This window comes from Micromonospora sp. DT41, assembly GCF_049841715.1.
Classification (GTDB): domain Bacteria; phylum Actinomycetota; class Actinomycetes; order Mycobacteriales; family Micromonosporaceae; genus Micromonospora; species Micromonospora profundi.
The window spans coordinates 448,986-467,641 of record NZ_JBNCKU010000004.1; the positions used below are offsets into that span (position 1 = coordinate 448,986).

Consider the following 18,656-nt stretch of genomic DNA (forward strand, 5'->3'; position numbering starts at 1 on the left):
GGTGGTATCGGACATCCCGGAGGTCTGCATGCATGCGGTGGCGGCCGGTTGGCATGGGGACGCGGTTCGCGCTGACTGGTTGTCGGCGCGGCCGTCGTCGAGGCCGACTTCGTCTGCCCGTGGGGTCGACGCCCGGGCCTCGTCTCGCCAGAATGGTCCGGTGACGCCCCGATCGGCGCCCGGGCGCCACCAGGCGACGACATCCGAGGCCAGCCACTCTGACCAGTTGATCCGGCTGCTGTACGCGGAACACGCTGGTCCGTTGCTGATGTTCGTCATGCGGCTCACCGGGGGGGACCGGCAGCGCGCGGAGGACATCGTGCAGGAGACGCTGCTGCGGGCCTGGCGCAACGCGCACCGCCTCGGCACGCAGGGGCAGGGGTCGTTGCGGCCCTGGCTGGTCACCGTGGCACGCCGGATCGCCATCGACGAGCACCGCAGCCAGGAGGCCCGGCCGCCGGAGACGTACGACCGGGACCTGACGGCGTTCGCCGAGGCGGACAGCACCGATCGGGTCCTACGCACGATGACTGTGGCGGACGCACTGCGTACGCTCAGTCAGTCGCACCGGGAGATCCTGATCTCGACGTACTTCCGCGGGCGGACGGTGCCGGAGGCCGCCGAGGAGTTGGGGCTTCCGTTGGGCACCGCCAAGTCGCGGGTCTACTACGCGCTGCGCGCGCTGCGCACGGCTCTGCAGGAGCGGGGGGTGACAGAATGAGCCGACCGGATCACATGGACGTCGCGGCGTACGCGCTGGGCGTGCTCGACGAGCAGGACACTGAGCGGTTCGAGGAGCATCTTGCCGCGTGCTGGGCGTGCGCGGCCGAGTTGGAGACGATGGTGCCGGTGGTCGGCCTGCTCTCCGACATCGACGGCGAGACCATGATGGCGATGGAGCAGACCGCCACCGATCCGGCCCTGTTGGATCGGACGTTGGTCGCGGTCCGGACCGACCGTCGGCGTACCCGGTTTCGTCAGTTGCTCGCCACCGCGGCGGCGGTGGTGGTGTTCGGCGGCCTGACCGGGTACGGCTTCGTGAGCGTGGCCGGTGACGAGTCGCCGGGGATCATCGCGGAGCCGGCGCCGAGCGCGGTGGTGAACGATCCGCCGACGAGTGCGCCGACGGCACCGCCGAGTGGCCCGGGCGTCGGCGGCACCGAGGAGGAGGGCGATCAGGTCGACGCCACCGATCCGACGACGGGCGTGCAGACGACGATGTTCCTCGTGGATCGGGAGTACGGCACCCGCATCAACTTCAATCTGCGGAAATTGCCCGGGCCGCGCACCTGCCGGCTGGTGGTGGTTCGTAAGAACTCCACCACCGAGGTGATCTCGACCTGGTCGGTTCCCGAGGGCGGATATGGCACGAACAATCGTCCACAGGGTCTCGAACTGAGCGCTTCGACGTCGGCGCGGTCGAGCGAGATCAAGCAGCTTCAGGTGCAGTCGGTAGACAGTAACGGTGTGGCCAGCCCGCTGGTCACCGTGCCCATGTAAGATCGCGTACCCTGTCGGCGCCGGTCATTTTTCAATGGCCGGCGCCGATCTGTTTGTGGTGGCGGACAGGTCCCGCGTAGGGGCGTACGGATGACCGTCCCATTCGGTTCAACCAATTCCAGTGAAATTGACCACTGTTGCCACTTCAACCTTGACAGCCCGCACTCCGTACCTATGGGTGAACTGCCAAGAATGAGGAGGGCACGTGGCACAGATGAAGCGGACCGTCATCCTGGTGAGCGCGATGGTCGCACTAACGGCCTGCGCTCCCGCGGGTTACGACGGGGCGAACACGAGCGCGGCCGAGCCGGTCGCCGTCGCCGCGGCCGAGCCCACTGCAACGGCTGAACCCGAGGCGTCGGCAACCCCGGACGCGCCGGTCGCCGATGCGCCGCCGCCCGCGGACGTCGACCTGACCGAGAAGCTGATCGGTAAGAAGGTCGCCCGGATGGGCAGCGTCGTCACCGACCAGGACGGCTGGATCCTGTACCGCTTCGACAAGGACACCGCCGACCCGCCCGCGTCGAACTGCGTCGACAAGTGCGCGCAGGTCTGGCCGCCGGCCCTGACCGACGGAAACCCTGAGCTCACCGGGGTCTCCGACGACAAGGTGGGAAGCGTGACCCGGCAGGACGGCACCCGCCAGCTCACCATCGCCGGATGGCCGGTGTACCGCTACATCGGCGACAAGAAGCCCGGCCAGTGGAAGGGCCAGGCCGTCGGCGGCACCTGGTTCGTGGTCCAGCCGGACGGCAAGAAGAACCTGAGCTGCCTGCCCACCTCCACGCCGAAGGCTGTCGCCCCGCCCGCGGACAGCGGAGCGGGCGACTCCGGTGGGGGCAGCACGTACTGATCCCGTACGCATGAGGGGCTCGATGGTCGGTCGTCGCCGGGGAGGGCGCGACCGACCATCGTCGTGTGCGCGGGCCACTGGAAGCGGCGGTGACCCGGGCCGGAGCCCCACCTGGCAGAGTGGCGGGGTGACCGAGACCGAGCCCGCCGCGACCCGGGTGCTGCACCCGCCGGTCGGCTACCGGCTGACAGCGTCGGTCCGCGCTCTGACCTTCAGCCCGTACGACCCGTGCGCGCGCATCGCGGCCGGCACCTTCTGGTGGGCCACCCGCACCCCGGACGGCCCGGCCACGCTCGCCCTGCGCCCGGCCGGCGGTGACCTGATCGCCGAGGGCTACGGGCCGGGCGCCGAGCACGTGGTGGCGCGGGCCGACGCGATCGCCGGGCTGCGCGACGACCTGACCGGCTTCGCCGAACTGGCGGCGGCGCACCCGCTCGTCGCCCGGCTGGCCCGGGAGCACCGGGGTCTGCGGATGCCCACCACCGGGCAACTGTTTCCCCGGCTGCTGCGCGCGGTGTTCGAGCAGAAGGTCACCGGCAAGGAGGCCTACCGGGCGTACTCGGCGACGGTGCGGCACTTCCGTGAGCCGGCACCCGGGCCACTGCAACCGCTGCTGCTCCCGCCGGAGGCCGCAGCGGTGGCCGCCACCCCGTACTGGGTGTTCCACCCGTTCGGCGTCGAGCAGCGCCGCGCCGACACGCTGCGTCGCGCCGCCGCGCTGGCCGACCGGTTGGAGCGCTGCGCCGACGCCACCGAGGCGACCCGCCGGCTGACCGCCATTCCCGGTATCGGCCCGTGGACCGCCGCCGAGGTGGTGCGGATCGCCTACGGCGACCCGGACGCGGTGAGTGTCGGCGACTACCACATCCCGAACACTGTGGCCTGGGCACTCGCCGGGGAGGCGCGCGGCGACGACGCCCGGATGCTTGCCCTGCTGGAGCCGTTCCGGGGCCACCGGGGTCGGGTCTGCCTGCTGCTGGAGGCCGCCGGCATCCAGGCGCCGAAGTACGGCCCGCGCGCCCCGATCCGCTCGTTCGCCCGGTTCTGACCACTCCGTCGCAGCCCGCTCAGCGTCAGCCCTGCTCGCTTCGACGCTTGAGGCCTTCGGTCTCCAGCCGCAGGTAGCGCCGGAGCAGACCGCCGTACAGCAAGCCCACCGGCCCGGCCAGCGGCCCGGACTGGACGATGGCCAGCTCGACCCGGGTGCCGCCGCCCGGCAGCGGCGACAACAGGTGTTCCCCACGGGTGCGCACACCTGGGGTGTCGGAGACCCATGTGAAGCTCCGCCCCTCGGTCAGCTCGGTGACCCGCCACACCGCCGGCCGGAGCTTCGGCTGGGTCAGCCGGGCGGTAGCGCCGACGGCGAGCGGCCCCGGCTCGCCCCGCTCGACGCGGCTGGCCGAGGCCGTCCACTCTGGCCACCGCTGCACATCGACAAGGACCTCCCAGACCCGCTTGGCGTCGGCGGCGATGTCCGTACCCGCTTCGAACCGCATCTCTCGTCCTCCCCCGCGCGGCGCCGCCCGGCGCCGCTGCGCAAGGGGGACGAGCCGACGCGGCGAATCGTGACACGGGCGTCCGACGCCCGGCCCGGGGGCGCGGCGTCGGTCAGGCGGCCTCGCGCAGATCGGCAAGGCTCAGCGGGGTACGCCGGGCGAGCAACTCCTCGAGCTCCGGCACCGATCCGACCTCGCCCAGCACGTTGCGACCGCCGCCGAACCGCTCCGGGTATCGGCGGGTCAGCCGGTACCGGTAGCGGCCCCGGATCAGCTCGACGCTCACCCGCCACCGCCCGCAGCAGTCACAGACCCACTCGGACATCTCGCGAAAGTAGCTCTGACCTGCGCTTATCTGATTCGCCCGGTCGGGACGAGCGGCGCTCGGACGGACACGCCGCCCGCACGTCCACCGTGATGTGCCTCACGACTGTCGGCACCGTCTGATTGACTGGTCGCCGTGGACCTGCCGATCAACCCGCCGGTCGAGCCGATGCTGGCCAAGAGCGTTCCCAAGCTGCCCACCACCGCCGGGCTGACCTACGAGCCCAAGTGGGACGGGTTCCGGTGCATCGTGTTCCGCGACGGCGACGAGGTCGAGTTGGCCAGCCGGGGTGGCAAGTCGATGACCCGCTACTTCCCCGAGGTGGTCGAGCAGGCCCGCCGACAGTTGCCACAGCGGTGCGCCGTCGACGGGGAGCTGATCGTGATCCGGCGCGACGGGCCGGACGGCCAGCCCCGGCTGGATTTCGAGCTGCTGGCCCAACGGGTCCATCCGGCGGCGTCCCGGGTGAAGATGCTGGCCGAGACCACCCCCGCCGACTTCGTGGCGTTCGACCTGCTGGCAATCGGTGACGAGGCCCTGCTGGACCAGCCCTATCCGCGCCGCCGGGAGCGGCTGGTCGAGGCGTTGGCAGGCGTACGCCCGCCGGTGCACGTCACCCAGGTCACCACCGATCCGGAGACCGCCAAGCGGTGGTTCGACGTCTTCGAGGGCGCCGGTCTGGACGGCCTGATCGTCAAGCCGGCCGACCTGCCGTACGAGCCGGGCAAGCGTTTGATGTTCAAGGTCAAACACGCCCGCACGGCGGACGCGGTGGTGGCCGGCTTCCGCTGGCACAAGTCCGGCCCGGTGGTCGGCTCGCTGCTGCTCGGCCTCTACGACGACGCGGGCGTCCTGCACCATGTCGGCGTGAGCGCGTCGTTCAGCATGGCCCGCCGCGCCGAGCTGCTCGACGAGTTGGCGCCCTACCGGGACACCGGAGGCGAGCATCCGTGGGTGCACGGCGACCACGAGCGCGGCCAGCGCATTCCGGGCGGGGTGAGCCGGTGGACCGGCACGAAGAACCTTGAGTGGGAGCCGCTCCGTCCGGAACTGGTGGTCGAGGTGGCATACGACGCGATGGAGGGTGACCGTTTCCGGCACACCGCCCGGTTCGTCCGTTGGCGTCCGGACCGCGATCCCCGCTCCTGCCGGTACGACCAGCTCGACCGCCCGATCCGCTACGACGTGGACGAGGTGCTGCGCGGCGACCCGACCGCCACCGTGGACAGGGCCGCCACCGGCCCGGCGTAGCCTGGCCGTCGACTCGACACCGGAGGATCACGTGACCCGCACCGCCGACCAGCCGTGGAGGGCGACCAACCGTCGGGTCCGTCGCGGTCTCGCCGTTCTCGTCGTGGCTGCCCTGCTGACCGCCGGCTGCACGTTGCCGGCGTTCGCGCCGCGCACCGACGTGGAGGGCGAGGCGGCGCCGGCCGGCAGTTCGGCGACCTGGCGGCCCTGCCCCGAGGTGGCCGAGGATATGGTCGGCCGGGGCGCGCCGGACATGCGCTACGAGTGCGCCCGGATCGCGGTCCCCCGGGACTGGGGCAACGGCACCGGAGCGACCGCCGGGCCGGGCGCCGGCGAGACCTTCGAGATCGCCCTGTTGCGGGCACGGTCCAGCAAGCAGCGCGACCGGATCGGCTCACTCGTCGTCAACCCCGGCGGGCCGGGTGGGTCCGGTGTGGACACCGCCGTCTACCTCTCCTTCGGCCCCCAGTTCGGTGGGCTGCCCAGCTCGATCACCGAACGTTTCGACATCGTCGGCTTCGACCCGCGCGGGGTGGCCCGGTCCAGCCCGGTGAAGTGCATCTCCGACGCCGACCTGGACGCCAGCTTCGGCTACGACCCCGATCCGGAGAGCCAGGCGTCGTTCGACGGGTTCGTCGGGCTGAGCCAGCGGATCGGGCGCGGCTGCGGCGACCGCTACGGCGACCAGTTGCCGCTGTACGGCAGCGAGCAGGCCGCCCGGGACATGGACGCGGTCCGCGCGGCGGTTGGCGACGACAAGCTCACCTACCTGGGTTACTCCTACGGCACCCTGCTCGGCGCCATCTACGCCCAGCTCTACCCGCAGCGGGTGCGCGCGCTGGTGCTCGACGGCGCTGTCGATCCGCAGCAGCGGCTGATCGCCGGCTCGGAGAGCCAGGCCCGCGGCTTCGAGCGTGCCTTCGACAACTTCGCCCGTTGGTGTGCCGCGAACGCCGCCCGCTGCCCGCTCGCCCCGGACGCCCGCGCCGCTGTCACCTCGGCAATCGACAAGGCAAAGGTCTCCCCGGTACGTGGCGACGACGGGCGCGAGGCCACCGCCGGCTGGGTGTTCTACGCGGTCATCTCGTCGCTCTACACCGAGTCGGGCTGGCAGCAGTTGGCCCAGGCCATCGACCGGCTGGCCGAGGGCGATCCGAAGGACGTGTTCCGGCTCGCCGACTCGTACGCCGGCCGGGAGAGCGACGGGCACTACTCGAACCTGTTCGACGCCAACCTCGCCATCAACTGCGCCGACGAGACCGAGAAGCCGAGCCGCGACGAGATCCGCCGGTTGCAGTCGCAGTGGCGCACGAAGTACCCGCTGTTCGGTCCGGCGCTCGCGGTGGGAATGTTGAGTTGCGTCGAGTGGCCGGGCGGGCGTGACCCGTACCCGACCGGGAAGGCGAACGGCGCACCGCCGATCGTTGTGGTCGGCACGACGGGCGACCCGGCGACGCCCTACGAGCAGACCCCGCGGCTCGCGTCGATGCTGGGCGTTGGCCGGGTGCTCACGTGGGAGGGCGAGGGGCACACCGCCTACCCGCAGACCACCTGCATCACAAACGCCGTCGACGCGTACCTGGTCGACCTGACCGTGCCCCGGGAGGGGCTGCGCTGCCCGGCGCGCTGAGTGGTGTGCCAGGCTCACCTGCATGAGCGACCTGATCTTCCGGGAGGCGGTCCGGGCCGACCTGCCCGCCGTCATCGCCCTGCTCGCCGACGACGTCCTGGGCAAGGCCCGTGACTTCACCGCTGTCGACGAGGTGTACGAGAGGGCGTTCGCCGCCATCGACGCGGACCCGCGCAACCAGCTGATCGTCGCGGAGCAGGACGGTGACCTGGTCGGCTGCCTCCAGATCACCTACATCCCCGGGCTCGGCAGGCACGGTGCCGAGCGCTCCCTGATCGAGTCGGTCCGGGTCCGCTCCGACAGCCGTGGGCAGGGGCTGGGCCGGGACCTGATGACCTGGGCGATCGGCCAGGCCCGGCAGCGTGGCTGCGCCCTGGTGCAGCTCACCACCGACAAGACGCGCGCCGACGCGCACCGCTTCTACCTGGGCCTCGGCTTCGTGGCCAGCCACGAGGGCATGAAGCTCGCGCTCTGACCCACGTGGCCGGCCGTCGGGCACGTGGGTCAGCCGTCCACCAGTCGGCCGTCGCGCAGGACGAGCACGCGGTCGGCCAGGTCGATCAGGGCCGGGTCGTGCGTGGCCACCAGTGCCGTCATCCCTCGGGCGTGCACGACGGCGCGCAGCAGGTCCATGATGGACCTTCCGGTCTCCGAGTCCAGCTGGCCGGTGGGTTCGTCGGCGATGAGCAGGTCCGGCTCGTTGGCCAGCGCGCGGGCGACCGCCACCCGCTGCTGCTGCCCTCCGGAGAGTTCGTAGGGGCGCTGCGCCGCGTGCCCGCCCAGGCCGACAAGTTCCAACAGCACTGCGACCCGCTGCTCCCGTTCGGCGGCCGGTACCTGCGCGAGCCGCAGCGGCACGCCGACGTTCTCGGCTGCGGAGAGGATCGGCACCAACCCGAAGGTCTGGAACACGAACCCGACGGTGCCCCGGCGCAGCCGTAGCAGCTCCGCCTCGCCGGCCGCTGTCACCTCGTGCCCGGCCACCACCACCTGACCGCTGTCCGGTTTGTCCAGCCCGCCGATGATGTTCAGCAGCGTGGTCTTGCCCGCTCCGGATCGGCCGCGAATGGCCACCAGCTCGCCGCGGTTGGCGCGGAACGAGACGTCCCGCACCGCGTGCACTGCGTGCTCACCGCGACCGAAGGTCCGGCTCACACCGCTGACCCGGACCAGTTCGTCAGAGTGCCCCCCGGGCGCACCGCCGAGCGGGGCCGCTCCCGTCACCATCATGTCCCGACGGCTCACGCCCGTGCCTCCCGTTCCTCCGACGCCCGGTCACCGGGCCGTACCTGCACATGGTCGGGCTCCAGATCGAGCCGGACCCGCTCCTTCAGCGACAACGCGTCGACGAACGCTGCCGGCAACTGCATCCGGCCGTTGCGGTCCAGCACCGCGTACTCCTCGCTGATCAGCTCGGTGTTGCCGTCCGCGCCGACACGCGCGGTCCGGCGTACCTCGGAGGCGGTTCGACCGTCGCGGATCGCGACGGTCCGACGGACCTGGCTGGCCACGGCGTGGTCGTGGGTGACGACGACGATGGTGACACCCAGCTCGGCGTTGATGGTGCGCAACGCCGCGAAGACCTCAGCGCCGGTCGCCTCGTCCAGCTCACCTGTGGGTTCGTCGGCGAAGAGCACCTCGGGGTCGTTGGCAACCGCCACGGCAACTGCGCACCGCTGCTGCTCGCCGCCGCTGAGCTGACCGGGCCGCCGGTCGGCGCAGTAGCCCACGCCGACCATGTCGAGCAGTTCCCGAGCCCGTGTCCGGCGGGCCTTGCGGGACCGCTTGCCGGCCAGCTGCATCGGCAGCTCGACGTTCTCCAGGGCGGTCAGGTACGGCAGCAGGTTGCGGCCGGTCTGCTGCCAGACGAACCCGACAAGCTCCCGCCGGTAGCTCAGCCGCCGCTTCGCCGACAGCGAGAGCAGGTCGTAGTCGGCCACCCGGGCGATGCCTGCGGTGGGCGTGTCAAGGCCGGAGAGGATGTTGAGCAGTGTGGACTTGCCCGAGCCGGACGCGCCGACGATCGCCAGCAGTTCGCCCCTGTCGATGACCAGGTCGAGGCCTTGGAGGGCGACGACCTCCACCCCCTCGGTCTTGAAGATGCGCACCAGGCCGTCGCAGACGATGTGGCCGCGCAGCCGGTCCTCTCCGCCGGCCCGTTCGGCGGCACGTTGCGCGGCCCGCCGCTGGAGGGCGGCCAGATCGGGCTTCGGTTCGGTCTGTGCGGTAGCGGTCATCTCAGCTCTCCTCTCCGAGCCGGAGCACCTCACCGAGGCGCAACCGGCGGTTGTTAAGCGCTTCGACGGTGACCGCGAAGCCGAGGGCGACCGCCCCGAGCGCGAACACGGCGGCGACGAGGCCGGGCTCGAAGGCCACCCGGACCGGTACGCCACCGGTGAACGCCGACAGGCCGAGCACCGGGTTGAGCAGCAGGGGCAGGACCGCCCCGACGAGCGCGCCGGTCAGCACCGACGTGCCGACCAGTGGGGCCAACTCGACAAGTAACAGCCCTCGCCACTGTCGGCGGGACAGACCCAGGGTGCGCAGCCGGGACAGCACCTGCCCCCTGGCTCGCGCGCCGGCCAGCACTATGAACGCGATGGCGAGCAGCCCGAGCACGGTGCCACCGATCGCACCGGCGGCGAACCCGAAGGCCAGCACCCCGTTCGCGCCGCCGTCGCCGAGCTCCCGCCGGACGTCGTCGCGGGTGTCGACAGTCACCCCGATGGGCCGGTCCTTGCCGGTCACCGCTCCGGCGCGCTGGTAGCGCTCCTGCCCCTGGTCGCCGGCCAGGCGCAACGCCTCGGCGTCGAGCCGGTCCCCGGCGACCAGCAGGCTTGTGGGCACCGGCTCGGTGGTGCGGGCCGGCAGCGCCTGCCAGGGCAGGATCACGAACCGGCTGGCGCCCTCCGACAGCAGCGGGAAGGTGTCCTGCGAACCGGCGATCCGGAACTCGTACCGCTCGCCCTGCACCGAGACGAACGCGGAACCGTCAAGGCCCGCCCGCGTCAGGTCGGCGGCGACCGCCGGGGAGACGATGGCCGGCAGTGGCCCGGACGCCCGCTCGGCGCTGCGCAGCACGGCCGGTAGCGGCACGACCACACCGGACTCCCGGCTCACGGTGACCAGGCCCGAGCCGTCCACCAGCAGCACCTGCACCGGCCCGACCCGCGCGTCGGTGCCGAGGGCGTCGGCGGCCAACCGCTGGTCCGGCTCGTCCGCCACCCGGGTGACGGCGCTGACGCCGGGCAGCTGACTCACCGCGTCGAGGGTGTCCGGGGCGAGACGTTCGCCCCGGACAACCGCGTCGGCGGGGACTGTCCGCTCGACGGCCCGATCCCTGCTGGCGTCGACACCGGCGGCGACGACAGCGCAGAACGCCGCGGTGCCGATCGCCAGCACCACGACCACAAGCGGGGCGGCGACCGCGGAACGGCCGGCCCGCGCGGTGCCGAGGAACGTCACGCTGCCCCTGGTCCGCGCGGCGAGCCGGCTCACCAACCGCAAGGGCCAGGGGTACGCGCGCAGCGCCAGCACCGCCGCGGCGACAGCGAGCAGCACCGGCACCGACACCAGCAGCGGGTCCACCTCGCCGAGGGTGAGACCGCGCCGACGCAGCAGTACCGCCGCGAGCCCGGCAAGCAGCAACAGGGAGACCTCGACGGTGAGTCGGCGTGCCGAAGGGCGGAGCCGGACCAGGTCGCGGCGGGCCGCCCCGCCGGTCGGCACCGCAAGGGTCGCCAGCGGCAGCGCGAGGGTGACAAGCACTGTCACAGCGGCGGCGTACGGCGCGGTCGGGGCCGGTGCGCCGGGGAACAGGGTGCCCAGCCACCAGCCCAGCGCGGCGGCGACCGGCACCACGAGCAGCGACTCGGCGAGGCTGCGCCGGGCGCCGGCGGTGGCCGCACCTCCTCGGGCGCGCAGCAGCACGTACTCCGCGCGACGCCGCCTGGTGGCGAGGATGGCCGCGAGCACAATCAGCCCGGCCAAGGTGGCAAGCACGCCCGCCGCGATCACCGCGAGCAGGGTCCGGGCGGCGTTCAGCTGGGCGGCGAACGCCCGCAGCGGAACGTCGACACCCTGGGTCAGTGTGAGGTCCGACGGGGTGCTGCGCTGCACCGTCTGTACGCCGTCGATCAACTGGTCCAGGTTGCGGGCGTCGATGGAGTTGACGCCCAGCCGGTAGCGCCAGTCGAACCGGATCGGCCAGCCCTCCGCCGCCCGCTTGTTGAATGTGGACTGGCCGACCACGCCGACGACGATCAGCGGCTGACCGTCGCCGAGCGGTTCGGTGATTCGCAGCGCCGGCGGCAGTCCGTCCCACATGCCGCTCGCACGGTCGGTGGGGCGGAACAGCCCGGACACCGACACCCGGACGGGGTCGATCATTGCGCCCTTGTCGTCGACGTTGCCGATGCGCAGTTGGCTGCCGGGCCGCAGGTTGAGCTTGCCGGCCACGTCGGCGTCGAGCGCCACTTCGATCGGCCGCTCGGGAATGTACGTTTCGCTCGGCCACGCCCCGTCGACGAGAGTGCTGTTGTCCTGGACGTCGGGCATGACCCGCAGACCCAGGTCGACAAGCAGTTTGCGGGCCGCGAGGTCCGGGCCGGTGACCCGAACCGGCGTGGTCTCCACGCTGTGCCACCGCTCGGCCACCACCGAGCGCACCTGCGGCGGCATCTCCTTCGCCAAGGCGTCGAACCGCTCACGGGCGGCTCCCGTAGCGGTCTTGATCGAGCTGAAGGGCGCCTCGCCGGTGGCGTACGAGAGATCCCGGCGGACGGCCGGCTCACTGTTCAGTTGCGCCCGCAGTCCCTGTTCGGCGAGCCGGTTGACGAGCCGGGGAACTCCGCTGACAAGCAGCGTGACCACAAGGGTCAGCACCGCCAGGAGCAGGAACTGCCCGCCGTACGCCCGGACCCGGCGGACGACCGCGCCGATGCTCATCGTTCTCCCCCGATTCGCAGCTGCACCGCCGCCACCCGCTTGCGGATGCCGGTGGCGATGAACGCGCTGAAGGCGAGCGCCGCCAGCAGCAGACCGACCGCGGTCAGAACGATCGGCACCCAGGGCAGCACGAACGCCGCCGAGGGCACCGGTCGGCCGGCGGCCGGGGTGAGAACGACCAGGGGAGCCATTGTGGCCCCCACCACGGCGCCGAGCAGCAGCCCGACCCCCACGCCGATACCGGCGAGGAAGGTCTGTTCGGCAAGCAGCGCCCGGGCCAGCAGCCGAGGTGTCGCGCCGAGGGTGTGCAGCACCGCGAACTCGCCGAGCTGGCGTCGGGCGGTGGCCCACACGTCGACAATGAGACCGACAAGGGCGAGCAGCACCGCGCCGAGCGCGGCGGCGAGCATTCCCGTGCGTGACCCCTGCCAGTACGGGTCGGCGGCGGCGGCCTCGGCCACTGTCCGGCGTTCCAGGACAGTCACCCCGGGCAGGTCGGCGGCGGCGCCGGCGGCTGCCGAGGCGTCGTCGGCGTCGAGCCACCACTCCGGCACCGACCGGATCGTTCCGCCGTCACGGATCAGGGCGTTCACCGCGGCCGGCAGGTCGAGCAGCACGCCCTCGCCGGTGGTGGTGGGCACGGATTCCAGTTCGCCGACCAGCCGGGTCGGCACTGACACGCCGGAGAGGGCAAGGGTGACGGTGTCGCCGGTGCGCAGGCTCAGCGCGTCGCGTACCCCGGCGGTCATCAGGACCGGCACGGGCTCGGCCACCCCGGCGGGCACGATGGCGAAGCGGGTGGACGGTTGGTACGCGAACTGCCCTCCGGGGATCACGTCCACCGGGCGGTCTGCGATGACGCCGGTGGGGGTCGACGTCGCCGGGTGGCCCGGCCCGTCCCCCGTCGTCGCCATCCAGGCGCCGGTCAGGTTCGTGGGCCGCGCGGTGCCGTCCGCGCCAACGAGCGCCAACTCCTTCACGTCGAGCCGGTACGAGTTCCCGGCCGCCCGGCCTCCGTCGGCCTCGAAGCCGGCAAGCCGCAGCGGCGCCCCTCCGACGTCGGGCAGTGTCACTGTGAACCGGGCGGCCCGCCCGTCGCTCGTGGCGTCGACCGCCGGCAGACGCAGGGCCAGCCCGTCGGCGCTTGTGAACAGCAGAGCCACCCCGACCCGATGGGGCCGGAAGGCGCCTTCGACGGGGGTGCGGACCGTGCCGGTGACCGCGCGGGTGCCGGCGGGCAGTTCGATCCCGACGGGGGCACCGCGTGCCTGGAGCATCCGCTTGTAGCTTTCCGACGCCGACCCGTCGCTGAGGCGGTCGGCGAGCAGGACGACGCCGGGGGCCCCGGCCGGGTCGATGCCGATCACAGTGGTGGGCAGGTTCTGCCTTCCCACCCGCACCTCGTCGCGCCACGCCGGCAGCGCCTGGGCCACGCCGGGCAGCGCGGCGAGTTCGCCGGCCCGGGTGGGCGGGGCGGAACCGGTCCGCTCGGTCACCCGCAGGTCCGCGCCGACGGTGTGGCTGGCCTGCTCGACCTGGGACCGCTCACCGGTGCTGACCAGGGACCAGGCGAGGGTGCTGCCGCCGACGGCGAGGGCGAGGAGCAGCACCGGTCCGGCGTGTGGACGCCGGCCGGCCTGCCACATGCCGAGCATGGTGGCCGTCCACGGCCGCGGGTCGACGAACCGCTCGGCGAACCGGGTGACCGGTGGGAGCACCCGCAGCGCCAGCACCGCGCCGGCCAGCACGCCGAGCGTGGGCGCGGCCACCAGCAGCGGATCGAGCCCGAGGCTGCCGCCCGAGCCGGCAAGTGGTGACGCGTACTGGCGCAGTTGCACCCAGGCCAGCAGGGCGAGCGCCACCAGTACCAGGTCGACGCTTGCCCGCTGGACGCTCGCCGCCCGGTTCGGTCGGGACCTGGCGGCCATGTCGGCCACGTAGGTGCCGGCGCCGCGCAGCGTGGGCGCGACCATTGCCACCAGGCAGCCGGCGGCGGTCGCCGCGGCAGCCGCCCAGATCAGTGTGGTGTTTCCGCCGGCAGAGGACAGTTCGGCCGACCCGCCGGGTTTGACGAACCGCAGCGCCTCACCGGCGATCACCGGCCCGAGCAGGGCCGCCGGAGCAATCACCAGTGTCGCCTCCCGGGCGGCAAGGCCGGCCAGTTGCCGGCGTGCGGCGCCACGGGCGCGCAGCAGCGCGGTCTGCGGGCGGCGGTCCTCGTGCAGCAGGGCGGCGACAAGCACCAGCGCGTACCCGCCGAGTACCAGGATGAGCAGCAGCGGGGTGGCAAGCGCGGACCGGCCCACCAGGTCAGCACGGGCGATGCGGTCCAGCAGCTGATCCATCTTGGTCAACGACTGCGCCGACGTGCCCAACTGCGCCGCCTCGGGCACCGCAGTCACGGCCTCCGTCATGGCCGCCCGCACCGCCGGCAGGTCATCGACGTCGATGCCGCCGAGGTCCGGCTCGGCCAGCCAGGCCGCCGACACCGAGCCCGGGAAGGTGGCCACGAAGTCGGCCGCGTCCAGCGCGAACGGCCCGTACGAGGTGCCCGAGCCGGCGCTGCCCGTGCCCACACCGGGGGCCAGCAGCCAGTACGCCTCGGTGGGGTCGCGGGGCCGCCAGGTGCCGGCGAGTACCAGTTGGCTGGCCCGCTCGGTGGCACGGTCGCGCAGCGGGATCCGCTCCCCGACGGCCAGGCCCAGTGCGGTGGCGACCCGTTCCGGCAGGCTGACCTGGACCGGCGTCTCGCCGGCACGGGGCCACGCCCCGCTTGTCAGCTCGGCGTGCCCGGCCAGTTCGTCGAGCGTGGCCAGGTTCGCGAAGATCGGCTCGTCGCCGGTGCGGGGCACGGACCCGAGGTCGCCTGTCAGCTCCCGGCCCGTGCCGTACCGGGCGGCGGAGACGGTGACCGGCACGCCGGCGAGCCCGTCGACGAACTCGGCGCGCACCGCCTTGTCGCGGGTGGCGAACTCGGCGGCGTCGCGCCCGCCGGAGCCGCCGACCAGCAGGCCGCGTTCCTCGGCCGGCGCGGCGGTCACCAACGCCCGCTGCCCGGCGTCCACCGCACGGCGGTTGTAATCGGACAGTCCGGTGACCAACGCGACGGCGACCAGGGCGGCGATCACCGCGGCAACCAGCAGACCTCGCGCCTCGCGGGCCCGCCTCCACACCAGCTTCATCCGACGCCTCCCCTGGCCCTGGCGGGCCGACGACCTTCAAGACAGGTCATCCACCGGGAAAGGTTCGCGCCCGTTACATGATCGTTACTCCGGGAAGCCGGCTCGGCTCGTGCGGCGCGGCCGTCGGGCTATCTGTCGCGCCCGAGCCGCCGCCTACCGTGCCGAATCATCCGTACCCCGAAAACGACAGCGCCGACGACGAGCGCGGCGCCCAGGAATTGCAGGCCGGGCGAGTCGTCGGCCTCCCCGTGCACGATGCCGGCGACGCCGAGGGCGGCGGCCAGAAGAGCGATGAGGTACGTCATTCGTCGACCCATTCGAGGAGGTCGCCGGGCTGGCAGTCGAGCACCCGGCACATCGCTTCCAATGTGCTGAAGCGGACGGCCTTGGCGCGGCCGTTCTTCAGCACCGCCACGTTCGCCGGGGTGAGCCCGACCCGTTCGGCGAACTCGCCGACGCTCATCTTGCGCTTGGCCAACTCGACGTCGATGCGGACGATGATGGGCATCAGATCACCGCTTCCATGTCGGTCCGCAGCGTGGTGGCCTGCCGCAGCAGCGCACGCATCACCACCATCAGGAGCCCGGCCACTGTGACACCCACGGTCAGCAGGAACAGCAGTACCGGCAACCCGGGATCGCCCGCGTTGAACCCGACGTAGAGGAAGACGGCGACAAGCACCACCCAGGCGGCGGCGATGGCCCACACGATGGCGTCCACCCACTTGAGGGACGCCTCGGTGAAGATGCGGTCCTTCTTGACCAGGTTGAGCAGCTGCCAGGTGCACACGATCACCACCTGGACGCACAGCACCCAGAAGACGGCAACGGCCGTCGCCGGCCATCGGAGGTACGCGTCCTGCGGCGACTCCTGCGCCATGTGCGCGAACTGCCCCGGCAGGGAGAGCGTCTCGAACGGAATCAGGACCAGAAACAGCAGCACGAGGAACACTCGGAGAGCGGCTACCGCTCGACGTTCGACAATCATGCATTGAGTTTCGCTCGCTACCTATCGAATGTCAATCGGTTGCCGCATCTCTGGCAGCCTCCCCCGCCCGCTAGCGTGATTTTTCCGCTCCGAACCCGTCACGCCCGCCGCCGAACCGGACATGGAGTAGACGTGAGCTCCACGACCGAGCACGAGGATCGATTCCGGCGTGTCTACGCGGCCAACTTCGCGCCGCTGCTGGCGTACGCCGTGCGACGTGTCGAGCAACCCGAGGACGCGGCCGACGTGGTGGCCGAAACCTTCCTCGTCGCCTGGCGGCGCAGTCACCAGATGCCGCCCGACACCGAGGTACGCCCGTGGCTGTACGGCGTGGCCCGGCGGGTGCTTGCCAACCACCACCGCAGCGGACAGCGCCGAGGGCGACTCGGCGACCGGCTGCGTCAACGACTCAGGGCCGTCATCGTCACCGACCCCGGCAACGAGGTGCCCGAACGGCTCACTGTCCGGGCCGCGCTGGCCCGACTCAGCGACCAGGACCGGGAACTGATGATGCTGACCTTCTGGGAGGGTCTGGAGCCGCGCGAGGCCGCCGAGGTTCTTGGCATCAGCCCGGCCGCGGTCCGTACCCGGCTGTTACGCGCACGGGGCCGGCTGCGACACCTCGTCGGTGACGACTCCGGTCCACCCGGACATGTATTCGACGTCCTGGCCGTACGCGCACCGAAGGAGGGCTGATGACTGACGAGCACCTCGACCGGATGGTTCGAGACGCCGACCCGTACCGACCCCACGCCGTTCAGCACCTCGACGGGGCCGCGCAGAACCTCCTGGAGGAGATCATGTCCACGCCGACCCTCGAACCGGTCGCCGAGCCGCCGCCGGCCAAACGCCTACGGACCCGCCGTACGCTGCTCAGCGGCCTCGCCAGCGCGGGCGTCGCCGCCGCCGTCCTCGCGGTGATCTTCACCGGCTCGATCATGAACGTGGACGGACCGGACGACCCTCCGTCCACCTCCGCGGACAACCCGGACGCGACGAAGCCGATCTCCTACTCGGCCATGGTGCTCAAGGCCGCCGAGGAGAACCCGCGACTGCTTATCGACCAGCCCGGCTGGAAGGCGACCACCGTCTACGGCTTCCTGGAGGATTCGGGCACGATCAGCTTCAGCAAGGGCGACCAGGAACTGGAGATGAACTGGTATCCGGCAAACGTGTACGGCAGCTTCCACGAGGACCGGCTCCGCGTCAGCAAGCCGGAACCGGTGAAGGTGGACGGCTGGCCGGCCGAACTGTTCCAGTACAACGCCGGTGACTTCGCGGTCATGCTCACGCCCCGCGAAGGGTCCTTCGTGGAACTCCGGACCGGTGGCGCGTGGACGCGCTCGGCGTTCGACCAGATCGTCGCCCGCGTGGTCCGCGTCGACGCCCGCACCTGGCTGGCCGCACTGCCGGCCGAGATCATCACGCCGGAACGGGCGAAGGAGCAGGCCGCCAAGATACTCGCCGACGTGCCGCTCCCTCCGGGCTTCGACGTCACCGCGCTGACCGACCTGGGCCCCAACGACCCCTACCAGTTCGGCGCCAACGTGACCGGTCGCGTCGGCTGCGCCTGGATCAGCGAATGGCTGCGGGCCAAGAAAGCTGGCGACGATGCCGCCCTCCAGCGAGCGAGCGACGCGTTGCGCAGCAGCCACAAGTGGCCGGTGCTTCACGAGATGAACAAGGAGGGCGACTGGCCGGAGGTGTTCTGGGAGGTTGCCGACAAGGTGGTCGCCGGCAACCCGCCGCCCGGGTACCGGGGTTCCCTCGGCTGCGAGTAGGGCTGACACCGCCCTTCTCGACCGCATTCGACCCATACAGTCCGCGCCCGCCGTAACGGCAGACCAACCAACGCGCCGCCGCCCCTGACCATCGTCAGCGTCAGGGGCGGTTGGCGCGTTTCAGCGGCAGGGGCAGTTCGCGCGTTTCAGCGGCAGGGGCAGTTCGCGCGTTTCAGCGACAGCGGGCGGGCGCGTCAGGGGTGGCTGGCGTGCAGACCGTCGACAATGATCGACAGCAGTCTCGGCCGTCGGGCGTCGAGTTCGGTGTCGCCCAGTCGCGAGAGCCAACCGATGAGCACGACGATGTCGCGGGCTTCGGCATCGGCGCGGAAGCGGCCGGCGGAGCGGCCGGCGGCCAGCAGTAGTTCCACCGCCTCACCGATCCGACGAGCGCCCAACGGCGGATCAGTCGGACCGCGTAGACCAGTCGCGGCACGGCGGACGCGGCCATGCGATGTCAGTCGCAGGTCCAGACAGCTGACGCTCCGGAAGACCTGATCCACGGCAGCGGTTCCCCCACGCACTTCCGCTGATCGGCGTCGGGACAACAAGTCAGATGACCCCGCCTGGTTACGTTCGGTGGTGGTAGTGGTTGCGGCGGGGGATTTGTGTGGGGTCGAGCCAGGTGGGTGGGATGAATTCGGGGTGGCCGTCGGCGGCGAGTCGTACGGTCCAGTCGGTGTGGTGGAGGTGTCGGTGGTGGT

The 18,656-nt window shown here is 71.9% G+C and carries 19 protein-coding genes; 9 read left to right on the plus strand and 10 right to left on the minus strand.

Annotated elements, in window-relative coordinates; all coding sequences use genetic code 11:
- The first annotated feature begins 28 nt into the window (after positions 1 to 28).
- The 4 genes from ACLQ23_RS10615 (at position 29) to ACLQ23_RS10630 (ending at position 3,401) form a co-directional block, all read left to right on the plus strand.
- Positions 29 to 721 (plus strand): sigma-70 family RNA polymerase sigma factor, encoded by a 693-nt coding sequence (locus ACLQ23_RS10615; protein WP_355629062.1) that lies wholly within the window; start codon positions 29 to 31, stop codon positions 719 to 721.
- Positions 718 to 1,500, plus strand: coding sequence for an anti-sigma factor family protein (locus tag ACLQ23_RS10620; RefSeq protein ID WP_355629059.1), 783 nt, complete (start codon positions 718 to 720; stop codon positions 1,498 to 1,500). The genes ACLQ23_RS10615 and ACLQ23_RS10620 overlap by 4 nt, the downstream gene beginning before the upstream one ends.
- A 205-nt stretch (positions 1,501 to 1,705) precedes the next feature.
- Positions 1,706 to 2,353: a hypothetical protein gene (locus ACLQ23_RS10625; protein ID WP_355629056.1), complete on the plus strand. Its 648-nt coding sequence runs from the start codon at positions 1,706 to 1,708 to the stop codon at positions 2,351 to 2,353.
- A gap of 127 nt (positions 2,354 to 2,480) precedes the next feature.
- Positions 2,481 to 3,401 carry a DNA-3-methyladenine glycosylase family protein gene (locus tag ACLQ23_RS10630; RefSeq protein ID WP_425735405.1) on the plus strand — a complete coding sequence of 307 codons (921 nt, stop codon included), beginning with the start codon at positions 2,481 to 2,483 and terminating at the stop codon, positions 3,399 to 3,401.
- 25 nt (positions 3,402 to 3,426) lie between these two features.
- On the opposite strand, the gene ACLQ23_RS10635 is transcribed toward ACLQ23_RS10630, so the two are convergent.
- Positions 3,427 to 3,849, minus strand: a complete 423-nt coding sequence (locus tag ACLQ23_RS10635) for an SRPBCC family protein (protein ID WP_355629050.1) — start codon at positions 3,847 to 3,849, stop codon at positions 3,427 to 3,429.
- A gap of 112 nt (positions 3,850 to 3,961) precedes the next feature.
- The gene (locus tag ACLQ23_RS10640; RefSeq protein WP_053653514.1) at positions 3,962 to 4,174 is read right to left on the minus strand and encodes a hypothetical protein; all 213 of its coding nucleotides are present in this window, start codon (positions 4,172 to 4,174) and stop codon (positions 3,962 to 3,964) included.
- A gap of 135 nt (positions 4,175 to 4,309) precedes the next feature.
- On the opposite strand from ACLQ23_RS10640, the gene ACLQ23_RS10645 reads away from it, so the two are divergent.
- The 3 genes from ACLQ23_RS10645 (at position 4,310) to ACLQ23_RS10655 (ending at position 7,530) form a co-directional block, all read left to right on the plus strand.
- Complete coding sequence (locus ACLQ23_RS10645) at positions 4,310 to 5,425, plus strand: ATP-dependent DNA ligase (RefSeq protein ID WP_355629047.1); 1,116 nt, start codon at positions 4,310 to 4,312, stop codon at positions 5,423 to 5,425.
- A gap of 103 nt (positions 5,426 to 5,528) precedes the next feature.
- On the plus strand, positions 5,529 to 7,055 hold the full coding sequence (locus tag ACLQ23_RS10650) for an alpha/beta hydrolase (protein ID WP_425880596.1): 1,527 nt from the start codon (positions 5,529 to 5,531) through the stop codon (positions 7,053 to 7,055).
- A gap of 22 nt (positions 7,056 to 7,077) precedes the next feature.
- Positions 7,078 to 7,530 carry a GNAT family N-acetyltransferase gene (locus tag ACLQ23_RS10655; protein ID WP_355598164.1) on the plus strand — a complete coding sequence of 151 codons (453 nt, stop codon included), beginning with the start codon at positions 7,078 to 7,080 and terminating at the stop codon, positions 7,528 to 7,530.
- Positions 7,531 to 7,559: 29 nt separating this feature from the next.
- Here the strand turns inward: ACLQ23_RS10655 and ACLQ23_RS10660 are convergent, their stop codons facing one another.
- From ACLQ23_RS10660 to ACLQ23_RS10690, 7 genes are all read right to left on the minus strand, one after another.
- Positions 7,560 to 8,282, minus strand: a complete 723-nt coding sequence (locus tag ACLQ23_RS10660; protein WP_355598179.1) for an ABC transporter ATP-binding protein — start codon at positions 8,280 to 8,282, stop codon at positions 7,560 to 7,562.
- Positions 8,283 to 8,296: 14 nt separating this feature from the next.
- Positions 8,297 to 9,292 (minus strand): ABC transporter ATP-binding protein, encoded by a 996-nt coding sequence (locus ACLQ23_RS10665; RefSeq protein WP_355598165.1) that lies wholly within the window; start codon positions 9,290 to 9,292, stop codon positions 8,297 to 8,299.
- A 1-nt stretch (position 9,293) separates the two neighbouring features.
- A complete protein-coding gene (locus ACLQ23_RS10670) occupies positions 9,294 to 12,002 on the minus strand; it encodes an FtsX-like permease family protein (RefSeq protein WP_355598166.1) in 2,709 nt (902 codons plus the stop codon).
- Positions 11,999 to 15,184, minus strand: coding sequence for an FtsX-like permease family protein (locus tag ACLQ23_RS10675; protein ID WP_425735403.1), 3,186 nt, complete (start codon positions 15,182 to 15,184; stop codon positions 11,999 to 12,001). Before ACLQ23_RS10675 ends, ACLQ23_RS10670 begins: the two co-directional genes overlap by 4 nt.
- A 128-nt stretch (positions 15,185 to 15,312) precedes the next feature.
- Positions 15,313 to 15,489, minus strand: coding sequence for a hypothetical protein (locus tag ACLQ23_RS10680; protein WP_355598170.1), 177 nt, complete (start codon positions 15,487 to 15,489; stop codon positions 15,313 to 15,315).
- The gene (locus tag ACLQ23_RS10685) at positions 15,486 to 15,692 is read right to left on the minus strand and encodes a helix-turn-helix domain-containing protein (protein WP_053653506.1); all 207 of its coding nucleotides are present in this window, start codon (positions 15,690 to 15,692) and stop codon (positions 15,486 to 15,488) included. Before ACLQ23_RS10685 ends, ACLQ23_RS10680 begins: the two co-directional genes overlap by 4 nt.
- Positions 15,692 to 16,171: a DUF2975 domain-containing protein gene (locus ACLQ23_RS10690; RefSeq protein WP_355598172.1), complete on the minus strand. Its 480-nt coding sequence runs from the start codon at positions 16,169 to 16,171 to the stop codon at positions 15,692 to 15,694. Before ACLQ23_RS10690 ends, ACLQ23_RS10685 begins: the two co-directional genes overlap by 1 nt.
- Positions 16,172 to 16,303: 132 nt before the next feature.
- Here ACLQ23_RS10690 and ACLQ23_RS10695 point away from each other — a divergent pair, with 132 nt between their 5' ends.
- Both ACLQ23_RS10695 and ACLQ23_RS10700 read left to right on the plus strand, forming a co-directional pair.
- Entirely contained in the window at positions 16,304 to 16,867 is a 564-nt protein-coding gene (locus ACLQ23_RS10695) for an RNA polymerase sigma factor (RefSeq protein ID WP_425735402.1), read from the plus strand.
- Positions 16,867 to 17,952: a hypothetical protein gene (locus ACLQ23_RS10700; protein WP_425735401.1), complete on the plus strand. Its 1,086-nt coding sequence runs from the start codon at positions 16,867 to 16,869 to the stop codon at positions 17,950 to 17,952. Before ACLQ23_RS10695 ends, ACLQ23_RS10700 begins: the two co-directional genes overlap by 1 nt.
- 194 nt (positions 17,953 to 18,146) lie before the next feature.
- On the opposite strand, the gene ACLQ23_RS10705 is transcribed toward ACLQ23_RS10700, so the two are convergent.
- A complete protein-coding gene (locus tag ACLQ23_RS10705) occupies positions 18,147 to 18,323 on the minus strand; it encodes a hypothetical protein (RefSeq protein WP_425880591.1) in 177 nt (58 codons plus the stop codon).
- Positions 18,324 to 18,656 lie beyond the last annotated feature (333 nt).